Source organism: Dyadobacter frigoris, from assembly GCF_005280585.1.
GTDB lineage: Bacteria > Bacteroidota > Bacteroidia > Cytophagales > Spirosomataceae > Dyadobacter > Dyadobacter frigoris.
In genome coordinates this window covers 88,851-106,599 of record NZ_SZVO01000002.1, presented here as the reverse complement: position 1 = coordinate 106,599, position 17,749 = coordinate 88,851, and the positions used below count along the sequence as shown (strand labels likewise).

The 17,749-nt window shown below is 41.2% G+C and carries 10 protein-coding genes; 1 reads left to right on the top strand and 9 read right to left on the bottom strand.

Annotated features, from left to right (window positions below; translation table 11 throughout):
- Nucleotides 1–20: 20 nt before the first annotated feature.
- The 7 genes from FDK13_RS04220 to FDK13_RS04190 form a co-directional block, all read right to left on the bottom strand.
- Nucleotides 21–1,739, bottom strand: a complete 1,719-nt coding sequence (locus FDK13_RS04220; protein ID WP_137338742.1) for a sodium:solute symporter family protein — start codon at nucleotides 1,737–1,739, stop codon at nucleotides 21–23.
- 44 nt (nucleotides 1,740–1,783) lie between these two features.
- Nucleotides 1,784–4,369, bottom strand: coding sequence for a glycoside hydrolase family protein (locus FDK13_RS04215; protein ID WP_137338741.1), 2,586 nt, complete (start codon nucleotides 4,367–4,369; stop codon nucleotides 1,784–1,786).
- Nucleotides 4,370–4,379: 10 nt separating this feature from the next.
- Nucleotides 4,380–5,387, bottom strand: a complete 1,008-nt coding sequence (locus tag FDK13_RS04210; RefSeq protein WP_229215898.1) for an FAD:protein FMN transferase — start codon at nucleotides 5,385–5,387, stop codon at nucleotides 4,380–4,382.
- A gap of 18 nt (nucleotides 5,388–5,405) precedes the next feature.
- The gene (locus FDK13_RS04205; protein WP_137338740.1) at nucleotides 5,406–7,205 is read right to left on the bottom strand and encodes an FAD-dependent oxidoreductase; all 1,800 of its coding nucleotides are present in this window, start codon (nucleotides 7,203–7,205) and stop codon (nucleotides 5,406–5,408) included.
- Between the two features lie 746 nt (nucleotides 7,206–7,951).
- The gene (locus FDK13_RS04200) at nucleotides 7,952–8,986 is read right to left on the bottom strand and encodes a hypothetical protein (protein ID WP_229215897.1); all 1,035 of its coding nucleotides are present in this window, start codon (nucleotides 8,984–8,986) and stop codon (nucleotides 7,952–7,954) included.
- Nucleotides 8,987–9,064: 78 nt separating this feature from the next.
- Complete coding sequence (locus FDK13_RS04195; protein WP_137339273.1) at nucleotides 9,065–10,510, bottom strand: RagB/SusD family nutrient uptake outer membrane protein; 1,446 nt, start codon at nucleotides 10,508–10,510, stop codon at nucleotides 9,065–9,067.
- An 89-nt stretch (nucleotides 10,511–10,599) separates the two neighbouring features.
- A complete protein-coding gene (locus tag FDK13_RS04190; protein WP_137338739.1) occupies nucleotides 10,600–13,629 on the bottom strand; it encodes a SusC/RagA family TonB-linked outer membrane protein in 3,030 nt (1,009 codons plus the stop codon).
- A 334-nt stretch (nucleotides 13,630–13,963) separates the two neighbouring features.
- On the opposite strand from FDK13_RS04190, the gene FDK13_RS04185 reads away from it, so the two are divergent.
- Entirely contained in the window at nucleotides 13,964–15,133 is a 1,170-nt protein-coding gene (locus FDK13_RS04185; RefSeq protein WP_137338738.1) for a LacI family DNA-binding transcriptional regulator, read from the top strand.
- Nucleotides 15,134–15,268: 135 nt separating this feature from the next.
- Here the strand turns inward: FDK13_RS04185 and FDK13_RS04180 are convergent, their stop codons facing one another.
- Nucleotides 15,269–15,736, bottom strand: a complete 468-nt coding sequence (locus tag FDK13_RS04180; protein WP_137338737.1) for a PIN domain-containing protein — start codon at nucleotides 15,734–15,736, stop codon at nucleotides 15,269–15,271.
- 316 nt (nucleotides 15,737–16,052) lie between these two features.
- Nucleotides 16,053–17,717 carry a RagB/SusD family nutrient uptake outer membrane protein gene (locus FDK13_RS04175; RefSeq protein ID WP_137338736.1) on the bottom strand — a complete coding sequence of 555 codons (1,665 nt, stop codon included), beginning with the start codon at nucleotides 17,715–17,717 and terminating at the stop codon, nucleotides 16,053–16,055.
- Nucleotides 17,718–17,749: the final 32 nt, after the last annotated feature.

The following is a 17,749-nucleotide window of genomic DNA, read 5'->3' as shown; positions in this document are numbered from 1 at the left end:
ATAATAAGTGATTTACGGTTTTAGGAGTGGAGGGTTTGGTCTTTTGTTTCCGTAGAAACGAGCTTGATTTTTCGGGATGCCCGCCAGGGAATGATGGCCGTTAAAAGAATTCCAAATGCTATCGCTGCTGTTAGGGAAGAGCCGATCGTTGTTAACGCACTTAGAATAAATAGCAAAAAAGCGGTGAAAGCAAGTGCTCCTGCAATTACCCGTAAGCCAAATTGATTTTGTCTGCGCGCCTCCGTTTTTTCTTCGTCTGAGCTTTCCAGATAATCAAATTTTCTTTGCGCCAACACGGCTTGATAAACTTCGTATTCTGAACTGGCAGCTGTTTTTCTGGCTATGAGCCATTCATTAAGTGCTAATAAAATGATTGGCAAACCAATGCCCAGAAGCATTTCTTCAGAACGGTTTAATTTGAAGCCTGCCGTTAAAGGCAAAATGATTTTGAAAAGTAAATTGACCGATAAGGTAGAACCCGTTATCCGGAGCGTTGCTTTTCCGGTTAATTTTTTTGAAAATAAAGCCCAAAGTCCAGGAGCTAAAAGTGGGCCGCCAGTAACGGCGCCTATGCTTAAAACAACCTCAACAATTCCACCAGCGGCAGGGACAAGCAGCGCAATAATGATCATCCCGATTCCGAATACCAGTGATGATAAACGCGCAATGGACATCAGCTTTTTGTCAGAAGCGCCCGGGTTGATCATTCCCTTATAAATGTCATTTGTAAAAACGGCTGATACGACATTCAAAGTTGTATTGGCGGACGCCGATGTTGAGAAATACATACCAGTTAGCATCAGTCCCATTAAACCCGGAGGTAAAACCAGCTGGCAAACTTTTAAATAAGCATTTTCAGTATCCAGACCTACCAGGGAAGGATTAATAGTACGGTAAATCATCGGAGGCAACATCCAGATGATCGGGCTGATCAGATATAAACCTGCAAAAAGAAAGGAAACTTTTCTGGCTGATTTACCACTGTCGACGCTGGTATAACGCTGCACAAAAGTCCAGTTTCCACCTATATAACAAATGTGGTAAAGCGTAAAAGCAATGATAAATCCGAACGTGTATTCACCATTTAACAAATCGAAAAACCCATCAGGCGCTTTTGTCGTTACCGCTTCCCAGCCACCAGCAGCATTTAATGACAAGGGTAAAATAATAAAAACGGCTGCTGTTAAAATTACAAATTGAAGAATATCTGTCACCATTACCGCCCATAATCCGCCAACGGCTGTATAAGCGATCATCATAATCCCCAAAACAATGGTGCTTGGTATTAATGGAAATCCAAGGGAAACACTCACAAGTTTGGCAACCGGATATAAAACTGAACCTTTAATAAAAAGTGAAACCAGTGTAAAAATGTAGATGAACGTTTTTTGTACAGTTAATCCCAGTCGTTCTTTCACAAATTCTGCGGCTGTCAATGCGCCTGTTGCTTTCCATTTTGGTGCCAGCCAGATTCCCGTGATCAGTGCACCAATACACATCGTCCATTGAATGGTGACAGAAACCCAGCCATATTTATAAGCAATGGCGCCCCAGGCCACGAAGGTTCCTGCGGAGAAAAAGCTCATAAAAAGAGATAAACCGCCTATAAACCAGGGCACGGATTCTCCTCCTGCAAAGAAAGATTTCATATTCCGGCCTGTTCGGACGAAAAGCATTCCGATAAATAAAACGAAGGCCGAAAAGATAAAAATGACGGCGGTATCAATGGGTGAGTTCAAGCGTTCAGGCGTGTAATGTGAATTAAATTTTTTAAACTGATTTTTTAGTCAAACTGAACAGCAATCACTTCAATACCAAAACCCGGAATGTTGTAGGGAATGGAATTGTCAGAAGTTGTGATTGTTTGGTTTGATTTCAGATTCCGGATTTTTGATATCTTTTTTCCGGGTATCCACTTTTCTGAATTTAAAGTGATTTTGCCGGATGTAGGCTGCGAACGATCATTCAATAGGATAATAAATGCTTCATTTTTTTGTCCATTTTCTGCCAGAATGTAATCAACAATCGGTTTGTCATTTTGGATAAAACCTTCACGAATTACGAGATTTGCCTTTTCACCATAAATCGATCCGGCTTCGAAACCATAAGTCTGGTGCGGGCCAACTTTTGGTGTCACAAATCCTCTCGGAAAACTAACTTTTCCATCAGATCTCAATTCAGTTTCAGACAATAAATAATCTGTAATCCAGCCGATTTGCCACCATGCGTGATGCGGATAAGGCCCGGCACCTTTATTCATTGATTGCCAGTAATATGAAGCGACACTCGTTTTTGGATCAACAAAAGCATCACGCCCAATAGCGGCTGATCTTGCCAGATCAGCAAAAATCTGTTCACCGGTAATTTTGTACATTCTGATAAAAAGTCCGGCGTGGCTGGCTAGTTGGATAGGGCCATGACGCGTTGCAGAGCCAAATATCCCGCCATGTTCAAAGCTTAACCCGGCCTGGCTTATCTCCCAGTCTTCCCGTTCAACACCATTAATAATCTTGATTTTTCGGGAAGGAATTGGGTGGGTGTAAATTGAACCGACATAAATTTTTGCAGAAGTTATAGCGGCTTTTTTATAGCGTTCGTCTTTTGTTTTATCAAAAAGATCAAGCAAGGCCTGAGCTGATTGTCCGGTTGCAAAATCCGGTGCATAACGCGCATCACCGCAAACACCCAGAAACGAACCCGTTTCAACAGCGTTTTTGATAAACCAGTCGGCACCTTTTTGCGCTGCTTTCAGATATTTTTCGTCTTTCAAAATCCGGTAAGCGACCAGCAAACCATAAAAAGTAGGACGTACATCTTTAATATCCTTGAATATTTCTTCTTCCGTTTTCCGGTCATAGGCCACGGCAAAACTTCCGTCTGGTTTTTGCCATGTAAGAAGTTTCTCCGCGCCGAGTTTTAATCTGTCTTTTAATTCTTTATTATCAGGTTCAAAAAGCAGCATGTTCCCGATGTCCAGCATGATGTAATAGGTCAGGCCAATGGGTTCAACAACCGAACCCCATTCCTCGACAAACTTTTTACTTTTTGCCAGGTAATATTGTCCTTCAATAGCACCTTTGAAAAAACCGTCGTCCGTTATTTGTTGAACCAGTTTGAAATTCTCTGCCGGCGGAAGCACTTTTTGGGTTAGCTCCGAATCTTTGGTTTCGTGCGCAAGCATCCACATCGCACCATAATCCGAATTTTTCATGGCATCTTTATTCGAACCGACAACACCGCCAAGGTAAGATTGAGCTCCTATTTGTTTGCCTTTATATTCTTCAATATTCCAAAGCGAAGTTTTCGGATCAATCAGATACTGATGCATTTTTTCAATACGATCCGACAAAGATTGGGTGCTCTGGCGAAGCGCCAGTCCTTCTTTGAAATTATAGACATCGTAAATGGCATGATTCAGTGCCTGAAACCAGTCGCCTGAAATTAAACTGTAACGAAATCCGTAACTTATTTCCTGCCCAATTTCCCTTTCAGATTTTTCTTCACCTAAAACAGGATAATACAAAGTAGGGGATAACCCAGCTTTCCGGTTCATGTGAGATAAACCAATAAACCAGTCAGTCTGGGTTATCTTGTCTTTCGCCCAGGGATCACGCGCCAAACCCGGTTCGGGGATAATGGATAACGTTAATCCACTTTTACTACTCATGAGCGGACTCAACGTACTCGCACAGCGCTCACGATAAATGACTGGCCGATTTGGAACTCCATGGCCGTAAGCATAGGCCAAAGCAAAATTTTCCTGCATAAAATTCCCCTGAAAATAACCGGGAACAGAAACCCAGCTCATTTTTTCCTTTTCCAAAACCGCTAATGTTGGTGTTGCCAGAGAGAAAAATCCTTTTCTTTTTGGAATTAGTTTTTGAGATACATAAATATCGGAAGCATATTTTTCATCCAGTTTCCAATCAGCGATGATGGTGGCGATTTCTGTTTCCTGTGTAAATTGAATATGATTTTTATTAATTATTTTTAGTTTAGAAGGGAAAAAATGATAGGCTTTCCCAGCGGTGTTCAAAGAAACTGCTGTTGTGCTTTCTTTCCATTGTTCCTGCTGATAATGGTAGGCATCTTCCGGGAATTTGCCGCCTGTTATTTTGTCAAAAGTTTCTGCCGATTCGGATGAAGGTTTCGATTCTGAAAATAATAATGTGTATTCGCCGGAAGGAGTCAAATCTGAGATCCACTTTCCGTTTTTATTAACGGCCACTTTTTGAATACGATAACCTTCCGCAGCTTTTAGCCAGACAATTTGCACAGTTTTATTACCCAGTGTCACTGTTTTCGGCATTTGACCAAAAGCGGTAAGGATAGAAATCAGAAAGGAAAATATCGTCAGGTAATATCTCATGAGAAAACGTTTACAATACTTTGATTAAATTTTTTATTCCGTCGGTTAAATAAGTGTTCAGTTTCCCGTCGTCGTCGCTGTATAAAATGCAGACGTCTATGTCTTTTCGTTCGCTCAAAAAACGCTTGGTTTCTTCAAGTCCCATGACGAAAAATGCGGTATCATAACCGTCGGCGGTAATGGCATCGCTGGCAAAAACCGTCACACTCAGCAAAGAACTTTGTTCCATGGAACCGGTTTTCGGATTGATAATATGATTGAAAACCTGTCCGTCTTTTTCAAAATGGTTTCTGTAATTTCCGGCGGTTGTCATCGCACGGTCGGAAAGTTGAACGGAACAAAAAAGAGAACCTGGTTTTAATGGATTTTCAATACCTGTAACCCATGGTTTATTGTCGGCTTTGTATCCCTTACAAAGAATTTCACCACCGATCTCTACCATAAATTGATTGATACCAAGGCCGACCAGAAAATCGCCGATTATGTCAACAGAATATCCTTGTGCGATACCATTGAAATCAAGCTGAATACCAGGTTTTGTTTTTTTGACAGCTATGGAATCGAATAGAATATTTTTAAAGTCTATTAGTTTCAACAAAGCGTTGATATCGGTATTTTTCGGATTTTTGCTCTTGTTTGGGCCGAAACCATAAGCAATAACAAGAGGCAAAATGGTAGGATCAAAAGCACCATTTGTAGCTTCGTAAACTTCCTTTGACTTTTTAAGGACAGGAAAAAAATAGGGAGATTTAAATTGATAAAAGGTTGATTTATTAAAATCGGAAAGCTCGGAATCTGATCTGTAAAGTGACAGACATGTATCAAAATCCAGTAAAATGGAATCAATATCGATTTTAATATTCCGCTGTTTTTGGTCAAAATATTTGATATGATAAGTCGTACCCTGCGCTTCTCCCTGAATCGATATCATCGGAAGGTCATAACAATTTGCCATCGCAGTTTTGGGCGATAGCAAAGTTGAAATGATGAAAAGGAAAAATCCGATGATTTTGATCATGGCTAATAGTTAGAAATATTACGGCTGAGCTTCAATGGTTTCTCCTTTTAGAATTGACATTAGTTCAGGTAAGTGATCCTGATAAACTCCTCTTGGCGTGGTTTTATATTTTGTGGTCAGGTACGCTGCAAAGCCCACGACTTCACCCATCATACCGCAGGTTCTCATTACGCGTGTACTGCCAAACGCTACGTGTGTAGTGCTGATATTTCTCCCGGCAACGAAAAGATTTTGGATATTTTTGGAATAAAGACAGCGGTAAGGAATGGTGTACGGAGCTACTTTGATATGTTTGGTACCTGCAAAAAACTCCTGGCCTTCAAAATATTTGCTGTTTTTAGCGTCGGGGAAATGAAGATCAATTGTCCAGGTAGCCGTTACCGAACCATCCGGATATTGTTTGCCTTCCTGAATATCCATCTGGTTCAGGATATGGTCGCCAATAATTCTGCGCGACTCTCTTTTTCCACCGATATAAGCCACCCAGGCAAGTTCCTGTTTGGCATATTTCTGTGATTTGTGATTTTTCAAATAAGACCAGTTTCCATAAATCGCACGCAGGTTATGGTCACGAATTTTTTCGGCATCCGTTATGGTGTTAAAATTGCCAAAACCAGTTTCCCATTCCCAGTCTGCCTTGGTATTATCGATGTGATATTCATCTGAAAATTGTAGTGCCCAGGGTGTCTCGGGAAAAGTTGTAACGGTATCACGAGGAAGCGAAGCCCAGAGATTTGAAGTTCCCAAGGTGAAATTATCTGCTTTATCTGCGGCAAGTGATTCACCCGTTTCGGCTTTGCTTTCTCTTCCCATGCGGAATTCTGCGCCGGCCAGATATCCGATGGTTCCATCGCCTGTACAGTCCGCAAAGAACGAGCCTTCGAAGCGGGTTTCTTTATTCGTGATGATATCTCTTCCTACTACTGCGGTAATAATATCATTTTGTTTTTCAACTTTGTACACATAAGTATTAAGGAAAAGCGAAATGTTTTTTTCTGCTTTTACAATAGAAGTTTTTCTGGCGTCGCCGTATTCTTTTGCATCAGGATTTCCATTTCCCGGATCTCCGTTGTCCATTTCTCTAACAATTCTTCCCAGTTTGGGATAGTAATTTTTATCAACATCACCCATCAGATGCACACGGATTTCCGAACTATTATTACCACCTAAAACCGGGCGGTCCTGGATCAGCGCTACCCTTAATCCCATTCTCGAAGCCGAAACAGCTGCACACGTTCCGGCAACGCCGCCGCCCACGATCACCATATCAAAATGTCCGGCAGCAACCGGTGAATCAGGCAGATTTAAAAGTTTTTTACGGAAAGCGGATAATTCTTCAAGTTTATTCGGCGGGGTGAATTTTGGAACGTCCGTGAAGAGAATTGCATCGCAGCGACCGTTAAAACCGGTCAGATCTTTCATGGATAATTTGATTGTTTCCGTTTTTATGTCGACTTCGCCCGCATCATACCATTTCCATTCATCAGAGCCGCTTTCTCCAAAAACTTGCTTTAGAGGATTCCCATCAATACTAACCTGGAATTTTCCCGGTCCTTTTGGAAATGGTGCCCAGTCTTTGGTACGAACCCAAATATGATATTTTCCTTTTTTTGTGAATTTTATGGTTGTTGATGCATCTTTTACCGCTCGGCCCATGCCATGCGCCATCAGGTAAGACGAGCCCATCACCACAAAAGATTGTTGATCGATAACCCAGCCGCCTTTGTCTTCAAAGGATTCTGTTTCAACAAAAACGTGGTTTTGCGCGGAGAGCTGCAAGGTGAATAGTAGAAGAAATAGGGTTAGGTAGTTTCTCATATGTATTTTAGTTTGTTTCTGACATTCACGGTTGAAACCCTGAATACGGATAGTTGGTCGTTCATTCGCCCCAAGGCTGAAGCCCTGCGTTAGTGTTATGCTCAAGGTTGAAACCTTAGGTTAGTTTTCGATTTCCTGGCTCATTGGTATCAGATTTATTTTTTTACTTTTTTGATTTGTTTCCTGCATTCAGGGGTGAAACCCTGAATGTTGATCGTTTGTTATTGATTCGCCCCAAGGCTGAAGCCTTGGGTTAGTATTTGTTCCTAAGGATGAAGCCCTGGGTTAGTGTTATGCCTAAGGTTGAAACCTTAGGTTAGTTTTCGATTTCCTGGCTCATTGGTATCAGATTTATTTTTTACTTTTTTGATTTGTTTCCTGCATTCAGGGTTGAAACCCTGAATGCTGATCGTTGGTTGTTGATTCGCCCCAAGGCTGAAGCCTTGGGTTAGTATTTGTTCCTAAGGCTGAAGCCTTGGGTTAGTATTTGTTCCTAAGGCTGAAGCCTTGGGTTAGTGCTTTGTCTAAGGTTGAAACCTTAGTTGTGGATTTTGGCTAATGGACATATAAAATCAATTTCTGCATTTTCGGCCCGGTCTCCGTACTTCCCCAGTTTCAGTCATCTATAACTTCAAATCGAAGTCTTGTGCGGTGGATTAGGAGCTTTTACACTATTTCGAGGTGGAGCCTTTTATTAACCCAAGGCTTTAGCCTTGGGTGTGGCGAGGTCTCTCACTTTCCAGACTTTAGTCATCAATAGTTCCAGCCAGGATTTTTCGACTTTTATCCGAGAGTTTGGTCTGCTTTTTCAAAAGATCAAGTTTTAACTTTCGTTGTTCGTCATTCGATACAACCAGGCCGTTTGCGATCTTTTCTGTCAAGGTTTGGTTTAAAGGAATAGTCGAAAGTTTTTTCAAAATTGCGATCTGCATTGGATAGGTGGCTGACTGAAATGTTTCCCAAAGCCAGTTTTGTTTTAGTGGTTTTGAAAAAAAATCACTACCTGTTTTTTGCAAAGCTGTTCTCGCAGTAAAAAGATTTTTTCCGGCAATAATTTTTTCTATATCCGGCTCGAAAGATTTTAAGACACGGCCATCTTTTTGAATCACATTTTCCATCGCCCAATACTGGTAATGATAATTTTTATCAGCCAGAAAAGCATGAAGCATTTCGTCGTTTTTATATGATTCTGTGATTTTTAGCATTTCCGCAACCGCCTTTCCATAAGCAATTTTCCATAGGGTAAAACAGGTATAAACCGCTCCGTCAATAACCTCGTTTTTGATTGTTTTAAGAGTTGCTCCGGTTTTTGCATCCACCGAATCAGACAATTCATCCGTTCCTTTTGTGATGAGATCTTCCATTTTCAAATCAGCAAAAATGGAATTTTGTTTGGCCAGAATATCCTGTAATTTTTCGTAATCTTCGGCTTTGAACTCTTCGTGATCAACTTTGGTGAGGACTTTTCCTTCTGGCAAATCATACCTTATATAATTCCCTAAAAGATCCCAATAAAAATTAATATGCACCGGTTTGCATTCATTGGTATAACAAACCGGTGTGAAAATATTCCGGAAGAAATATTGGGGTCTTCCGGAATCATCAAGTTTCAGTTTTAAAGTATATTGAAGCGTATCATTTTCGATAATGTTGAACTCACGAATTTCTTTATTAAACTTTATCTCTGTCTTTACTGACACTTCAAGACCGTTTTTATACTGTTTCCCGGTCAGGGAAAAAGAAGAAACGAGCATTAGGAAAGGAAGAAACAGGTAGTTCATTTTCAAGATTGGTTTCCTAAGAAAAGACTTTTGGGGAAATGTTTACAGACATCTGTTATAGTTTATAAATCTGTTGGATTATTGCCAATCGGGATTTTGTACCAATTTTGGATTAGCATAAATTTCGTCCTGCGGAATCGGGAAATATTTGTTTTTGGCGGTTGGCGTGCGAACCGGATAAACACTGTTTACGGCTTTTGGAATCGCTGTCATAAATTTCCCTGTACGTGTTAAATCATACCAGCGGTCACCTTCTGCGAAAAATTCCCAGGCACGTTCTTGTATAACTGCGTCAACAAATGCTTCTTTGCTTAATCCTGTTTGCAGATCAGCTAATCCTGCACGTTTTCTAATGATGTTGATAAATCCATAAGCAACTCCCGTAGCTCCGTTCAACTTTGCTTCCGCTTCTGCAGCGATCAAATACATATCCGCCAAACGAAAAATTGGAATGTTAGGAATCATCCCAACCGTAGAAACCGGATCCTGATATTTTTTGATCAAAACCGCGTCAGTTGTTATTGGTGTGATATTTTTTTGAGCAATTGTTTTTCCCGTTTTGTCTGTATATGTCGTGTCAAGCAACAATCTGCGCTTATCCGACGGACTGAAAGAATTGTAAAATGACTGATAGGCAAACATGGAACCATATGATGTTTTCGCATATTCCGGTGCCGCGCTACCTGTTGGGCCCATTAAACTTGTCAGCTGATGCGAACGGGTTTGTGTTAACGGATCCACTTCAAAAGCCCACATATTTTCTGCGCGGGCAGCATCTTCTTTGTCGTAACGATAAGTGTCGCGGACGTCCGGCATCAAAGAATATTTTCCGGAATTGATCACCGTTTTTGCTTTTTCCAGTGCCTTGGCCCAGTCTTCGTTATATAAAGCAGCTTTGGCATAAAGTGCATTTACCACTTCGTTGGACGGGCGCCCTTTGTCAACACTCGGGTAGGATGGAAGTCCGGCCGTTAGTGCCTGGTCAAGATCGGCGTAAATTTGTTTGTACACATCGGCTTTTGGACTTTTACCTACAACAGCATCGTCAGCCGAATAACTGGGCGTTATTTTTACAGGAACATCACCAAAGTTTTTTGTCAAAGTCCATTCGTAAAAAGCACGTAAATAATAGGCTTCCCCGATAATTTGTTTTTGGCGGGTAGCGTCCATCGTTGCAGCCGGAACTTTGGCAATGATCCAGTTTGCTTTTTCAATCCCATCGTAGCCAGAAGCCCAGATCTGTTGCGGAGATTCACTTGTCCTGGAATTTGTTTTTTGGGTTGTATAATTGACATCGTACGTGAAAAGTGTCAGCGTATTTCTGCCTACAACGCCTCGGGGATAGGTCTGGTCGTCGCTGAAATCCGGCACTAACGTACAAGCCGGCCCGGAATACATATCAGCCAAAGGATCGTAAGCGGCAATAAGCCCTTTTTCGGCATCCGCAGCCGTTTTGTAAAATGCTTCGGTGTAAATAGAAGAATAGATTGTCTCGTCCAGCTGACATGCATTGAGTAAAAACATGCAAATTAACAGTCCGGCAGAGGAAAATTTTATGTTGGATGAAAACAACGGTTTCATATCAGATTCAGTTTTAAATAGGGAAATAAGGCTTAGAACGTGATTTGCAGACCACCTAAAAGTGATTTTGCCTGCGGATAGACAAGGTTGTCTACACCGATGACGGTATTGGAACCTGCATAGGTATTCACTTCGGGATCAAAGCCGCTGTATTTTGTAATTGTGAGTAAATTGTTGACACTGGCGTAAATCCTGATCTGCTGAATTCCCTTTATTTTTGGCAAAGTATACCCAAGAGAAATGTTTTTGACACGCATGTAAGATCCGTTTTCAACAAAATGATTGGTTACCGGCAGACGTCCGCTGACGTATGCGCTGGCATATTCGTTATTAGGATTTGTAGGTGTCCAGCGATCTGCCAAACCGGCCAGCATGTTTCTGCCTCCACCCGGATTTTCGAAAGAAAGGCGACTTGCGTTATAGATATCATTTCCTTGCGAACCAGAAATAAATACGCTCAGGTCAAAATGCTTGTAACTGGCGTTGGTTGAGAAGCCGTAAATGAATTTAGGATTTGGATTTCCGGTAACAACCTGGTCATCAGCCGAAATTTTCCCATCACCGTTCACGTCTTTTACTTTATGTCCGCCAAGTCTGCCGTCGTAGCCCGGGAGGATAGCATCTCCGGTTTGATTAATTCCATCGAAAACATAGGTTTTGATCAAACCAAGCGGCTGTCCAACTTTCAGAACGGTGTAAGCTGTAATGAATCTTTCCTGCGTCAGTCCGCCGTCGAGGCCTAGTACTTTATTGCGGTTGAAAGTGATATTTCCTGAAACATTCCAGGTGAAAGCGCCGTCAAGAATTCTGGCATTAGCAGCAAGTTCCAGACCTTTATTTTGAAGAGAAGCAAAGTTTCCGGTAATGTTGGCGTAACCTGAACTAAGCGGTAAGGCTTTTACATATAATAAATCATCCGTCCGTTTTTGGTAAACATCGGCGATAAGACTTAATCTGTTATTCAACAAACTGACGTCGATACCAATATTGGCTTGTTTGGATTTTTCCCAGCGCAAATCCGGATTTGAGATACCGGATGGGTTAATCCCTGTTATATAAGTATGGTTGATATTATAATCAGCACCTTGCGCAGAAACCGTTGCCAAAGATTGATAAGGATTAATACCACCGGCATTTCCGGTTACACCATAACTTCCTCGAATTTTCAGATCAGAAAGCCACGTGACATTTTTGATAAAGGGTTCTTCAATCAAACGATAAGCGGCAGATACTGCCGGAAAAACTCCATATTTATGATTGGCTCCAAACTTGCTAGAACCATCCACACGTGCTGTCAGATCGACAAAAAATCTATCCTTAAAACCGTAATTAATCCTGCCCATGTAGGAATCCAGTCGCTGGCTGTTGCGGGTACTGGTAACGGTACGGGTTAAAGCCAACTGAAGTGCTTCATTTCTAGTAGCGTCATTTGGAAAACCTGTCGCACTAATTTCATTTTGATTAAATAATTCAATTTGTGTTGCAAAAAGCGCCGTTGCTTTTAAAGAATGATTTGGGGCGAGCTGAGTGGCATAAGTCAGGATGCTTTCGTGGAGTAACGATTTCGAATTAGCATTTTTCTTGTAACCAGAACCTGAATTATCACTTAAATCGTTTTTCGCGATAATGGATCTTGGCGAATAACGGTCCTGCAAACTGCTTTGCAAATCAGCATTAAAAGACGCACGGTATGACAATCCTTTGAACAAAGAAACTTCACCATAAAGATTAACCAGCGTACGGTTGATGGCGGTACGGTTAAGCATGGAAGCGAAATTTAATGGATTTGTTACTTCCCGATATTGCCCCGCGGCTTGTTCTCCAAAAGGGAAAACACTGCCATCTGCATGGTAAGGCTGCAAGGTTGGAGGTGCACCCAGGGCAGAGCCAAGGATTGAGCCTGTTACCACACCGGCGTCGCCAATGGTCTCCGAGCCTGTTGTAATTCCATTGTTGACATTGTAACTTCCCAGAATACTGGTGCCGATTTTGATACGCTTGCTGACTTTGTGATCAACATTCAGACGATAAGAATACCTTTTGAAATTGGAATTTATAATGATACCATCCTGATTGAAATAATTCAAAGAAAGTGCCAGCTGCGTTTTTTCCGAACCGCCATTGATAGAAAGCTGATGATTTTGAATAGGTGCTTCCCTAAAAATAATATCCTGCCAGTTAACCCCCTTACCAAGTGAAGCCGGATCCTTGTAGTAATTATTTTTAAATACTTCATTTTCCAATTGTGCAAATTGTGAAGCGTCTAAAACAGGTAAGGTTTTTCTAACTTTCTGTGTGCCATAATAGCCATCATACGTTACACGTGTCGCCCCTGTTTTACCTCTTTTTGTTGTGATAAGTACGACGCCATTGGCTGCTCTTGAACCGTAAATCGCTGATGATGAAGCATCTTTAAGAATTTCAATCGACTCAATATCGTTTGGATTAATAGTCGAAAGAGGACTTACATCCGTAATTCCCCCACTGTTTGAAATCTGGATTCCATCAATAACATACAGAGGTTCAGAAGTTCCGTTGATGGAGTTTGTTCCACGAATTCTTACACTGATATTTCCACCGGGAGAACCCGAGTTTTGATTAATCTGAACGCCGGAAATGCGGGATTGCAATCCCTGAGCAATGTTTACAACGGGAGTTTGTACCAAATCTGATGCCTTTACGGAAGCAATTGAACCCGTGGTTTCAATTTTTCGCTGTGTTCCATAGCCTACAACGACTACCTCGTCCAACGCTTTTTGATCTATTTTTAGAGTAATATCCACCGTTGTTTTATTATTCACCGCAACTTCTTCTTTTAAATAACCAACAAACGAGAAAACAAGCGTTGACTGGGCAGAAGCGGTCAATGAGTAAGTTCCATCGACATTGGAGAGGGTTCCCTGTTGCGATCCCTTCACAGTAATACTTGCCCCAGGAATAGGCTGACCGGTCTCGTCAATAATTTTCCCCTTGACAGTCCCATCCTGTGCATATAGGAATTTCCCCGATGCCGCCATGACCAGAAGAATGAGAAAAGTGATTTTACATAAATTTTTGAGCATAGTTAAAAGGGTTTTGATAGTAGCGTAAAATTGAAATAGTTCAATTTGTTTGGTTGTATGGCTGATGTTTTCTAAGTCGGAAAAGATTCAGGAGAATGCCTTTTTTGATTGAAAACAGGAATTATTACTTGAATATAGGAAGGAGAAAAGTTTTGTCAAGAGTAAAAAAACGCTGAAATATCACGGATTATCACAAAAAGTATCGGTAACGTTTGCGGATACGTTACCGATATATGGTTATGATTATTTTTTATATGAAAATTTTATAGAAAGTATTTTTAATATCTTTGAGAAGTATTTTTATGATTGTTTGACGATATATTGAAATAATACAATGATCTCTTGTCCGAAGTGCTCCGAAGTAGGATCGATAATGAAAGCAGGTTATGTGCGGAACAAACAGCGTTATGTTTGTAAAGACTGCAATTACTTTTTTACGCTTTCAAATCCGGATCAAATCGCGCCCATAAAAAACAGCCGAAGGCATCAAACCACCATTATTGATATTGCCCGTTCCACGGGTGTCTCGAATTCTACGGTTTCCCGGGCGTTGCATGGACATGCAGATATAAGCCCGGAAACGCGAAACGCAGTTTTGGAAATGGCTGCGCAGCTGGATTATCAGCCAAATCAGTTGGCCTACAATCTTGTAAAAAGCCGGACCAACACGATCGGGATGATTGTGCCGGAGTTTACAAATTCATTTTTTCCAAACATCATTATTGGCGCGCATGAGCTTTTGACGGAAGCAGGTTATAATCTCACGATCATGCAGTCGAACGAATCTTATCCGATTGAAGTTTCCAATACCAAGGCAATGCTTGCCAACAGGATTGACGGTTTACTGATTTCCCTGACGCAGGAAACCAATAACTATGATCACCTGAAAGTGTTTGAGAAAAGGGGAATTCCGCTTGTACTTTTCAATCGGGTCTGCGATTATGTATCGGCTCCAAAAGTGGTTGTAAACGATTTTGAAGGATCTTTTTTAGCTGTGGAACATTTGATCCTGAACGGTTATGAACGCATTGCTCATTTAGGCGGCCCGCTTAATTTACTTGTGAGCAGGGAACGTTTGCGCGGGTATCGGGCGGCGATGGAAAAATATGGAAAAAATATTGAGGAGAATATGGTGATCCAGGGTATGTTTTCGCAGCAAAAAGCCAGGATTTATGGAAAATATTTGCTGGATCTGGAAAGCAGGCCGGATGCAATTTTTGCTGTTAATGATTCTTCTGCCATTGAAATTGTGCTGATGGCTTTGGAAAAAGGAATCAGGATTCCGGATGAACTGGGTGTTGTAGGTTTCAGCGACAATCCTGAATCTGCTTACATTGGTCCCGGATTGACGACGATACGACAGCCAACCCATGCAATCGGTAAAACATCGGCGCAGTGGGTTTTACAGTTAATAGAGTCGGAGGAAGAGATGATTTTACCTAATGAAAAGGTGCTGAAAACGGAGCTGATCGTGCGGGGATCTTCGAAGCGTAATAGAAGTTAGCTTTTGTTCAATGCTGTTAGTTTTGTTTTAAGTAAATAAGACTGCAATTCGTCATAGGACATATTTTGTATGTCTTTTGAGATTTTGTCTTTGATTTTTCGAAATGTTTTGACCGTGTCAAATTCCTTCAATTTACTATTTGTAGGTTTCATCGCCAATTATTTCTTTGGGTGAACAAATATTAAGGATTTTGTGTCCTAGCTGTAAATTTACAGAATTATAACCATGAATTCTATGGACATTAACAATGTGCTTGAAATTCCAGCTTACTAAAACATCTACTTTACTTAAAGTTGCTACTGCGATATGAATACAGTCATCTAAACTAGTTTGCCCAACAACATTTTTAGAAATATAGGTTTGTGCAAGTTGAAAAGCTTCTGGTGTAACTTTCACCAATTGTTTCTGATCTTCTTCTAAGTCAAGAAAAAATGCTCTTATTCTTTCTGGTACCTTTGATATTTCATTTTCCGTCAAATCAGAATAGATACATTGAATCTGTCCTAAATTGACTTTTTCAAAAAGAATTATTGACTCCTTTTCAAACTCAGTGTCAAATACTCGACCAAAAACAGATGTATCGAAGTAAAATCTATGTTTCATCAAATTTGCGAAAAATTCCTAACCTTGATACGGATTTTCGTAAAAGTGTCACTTGGCCTGATTAGTAATTTCTCTTTCATAAAACATTAAAAAAGTGCGCTCCCACAGGAAACGCACTTTCATAACTACAGAAGAAAATTATGATATACTCTTTTAATTATTTACAGGCCATTGAATTCTTCCAAGACCGGCATTTAATTGATATTGTAATTCCTTGTTAAGGGAAGTAGTTATGAATAGGAATAGTAAAAATTAAGGGTAGGAATAGTTTTAATTAATTCGCCGGGTACTGGTCCGCACCCGGCAAATTGTTTTATTATGGATTTTGTTTCAGGATAGTTGATCCCATGATATCAATTTGTGCCTGCGGAATCGGGAAATATTCACTGCTCCCTTTCTTAAATGTAGCACCCGTCAGGTATGTTCTTTTCTTGCTTTCTTTGGCGATGTATGCGTTAAGAACAACGTCTGCATTTCCCCAGCGAACCAGATCAAAGTGACGGTGACCTTCCATTGCCAATTCAAGACGGCGTTCGAAACGTACTGCTTTTCTTGCATAATCCTGGCTCGCAAAAGCTGAGTAAGGTTTTACAAGATAATTTGCTGCCGGTGTTCCGTCATCTTTTTTCACAATTTCGGTTGCAGCACGTGTTCTGATCTGATTTACGATTGTCAAAGCGGTAGTAAGATCACTTTCTTCAACTGCAATTTCAGCACGCATCAAAAGAAGATCGGCAAAACGAAGCGCACGGTAATTGTTAGCATTGGCGCGAGGTGATTCTGCGCCGGCGTTATCACCGCTGTTAGCAAAAAACTTTTTGAAGGTATAAGGTCCTGCAAAGCTTTGATCACGGATCCAGTTTTTGCCAGGGTGAACTCCCCAGTTAAGGAAAGGTAAACCACGACGGCCAACCGTCCAGTCCAATCTTGGATCCAATGTTCCGTCATACGGAGTGAACGCATCGCTTGACGCTAAACCTTCGTCATTTTTAACATCTGTATCATTGAAAGTGTCCAGAAGAGGCAAACCTGCGGCATCCGTTTTGAATGCATTCACAAGATTTTGAGAAGGCTGATAAAATCCGCAGCATCCGCCGGGACCTGATCCGTAAGGAAAGTTCAGGTTATCACCCCAGCTTCCGTTTTCCCCGCTACCACCGTCAGCGACTGACATTTGTACTTCAAAAACAGATTCGCTGTTGTTTTCCGTAGCAATTCTGAAATTGTCATGATAATTCGCAACCAAAGAAAAAGGACCAGCAGAAATGATGTCGACAAGCAAAGGTTTTGCTGCTGTGTAGTCGCTTTGGTACATATGTACTTTCGCCAGCATGGCTTTCGCAGACCATTTGCTGGCTCTTCCCACCTGTGCTTTGGTAGCGGAAAGATTGGTCACAGCAAACTGGAAATCAGCCTCAATGTTTGGCCAGATATCCTTATCGTTTGGCAGGTTGATATAATCGGTTACGGCTTCATCAACATAAGGAACCATGTTCCACATTTTTTTTGCTTCAAAATGGTACCAGCCGCGAAGGAATCTTGCTTCTGCGGTTGCCTGCAATTTTTCAGCTTCGGTCATATCGGTAGCTTTTGCGATCAGGTGCAAAACGTCATTGGAACGTGAAACGCCATCATACAATGCAACCCATTTTTCGTTGTAACCACCAATGTCTGCCTGCGGAATATATTTTTCAATCGTTGTTATTTGGGCAAGGTCACCTACGTCACTTCCTTTGTAACCATCGTCTGAGGCAACGGTTCCGTATATCCAGTTACTTACGGCCGAGAAATACGTGCCACCAGAACCAACGCCGTCCAATAAGCTGTAAGCGCCTATCAATACGGCATTTACACCCGTTTTGTTGGCAAGCATCGTTTCGTTCCCAACGCCAAGCGGCGTAGTTTCCAGAAATTTATCTTTACAGGAATTCATCATTCCCATGCAAACCAATGTTGTAAATATTAAAATTTTCTTTTTCATATTTTTTGATTTAAAAAATCTGTGTCGGTTTG

Excerpts from the sequence above, each read along its gene's own strand:
- FDK13_RS04210 (WP_229215898.1), bottom strand. The coding sequence starts at position 5,387 with ATGATCAAAATCATCGGATTTTTCCTTTTCATCATTTCAACTTTGCTA.
- FDK13_RS04175 (WP_137338736.1), bottom strand. The coding sequence starts at position 17,717 with ATGAAAAAGAAAATTTTAATATTTACAACATTGGTTTGCATGGGAATG.
- FDK13_RS04195 (WP_137339273.1), bottom strand. The coding sequence starts at position 10,510 with ATGTTTTTACTCAATGCATGTCAGCTGGACGAGACAATCTATTCTTCT.
- FDK13_RS04180 (WP_137338737.1), bottom strand. The coding sequence starts at position 15,736 with ATGAAACATAGATTTTACTTCGATACATCTGTTTTTGGTCGAGTATTT.
- FDK13_RS04205 (WP_137338740.1), bottom strand. The coding sequence starts at position 7,205 with ATGAGAAACTACCTAACCCTATTTCTTCTACTATTCACCTTGCAGCTC.
- FDK13_RS04215 (WP_137338741.1), bottom strand. The coding sequence starts at position 4,369 with ATGAGATATTACCTGACGATATTTTCCTTTCTGATTTCTATCCTTACC.
- FDK13_RS04200 (WP_229215897.1), bottom strand. The coding sequence starts at position 8,986 with ATGAACTACCTGTTTCTTCCTTTCCTAATGCTCGTTTCTTCTTTTTCC.
- FDK13_RS04185 (WP_137338738.1), top strand. The coding sequence starts at position 13,964 with ATGATCTCTTGTCCGAAGTGCTCCGAAGTAGGATCGATAATGAAAGCA.
- FDK13_RS04190 (WP_137338739.1), bottom strand. The coding sequence starts at position 13,629 with ATGCTCAAAAATTTATGTAAAATCACTTTTCTCATTCTTCTGGTCATG.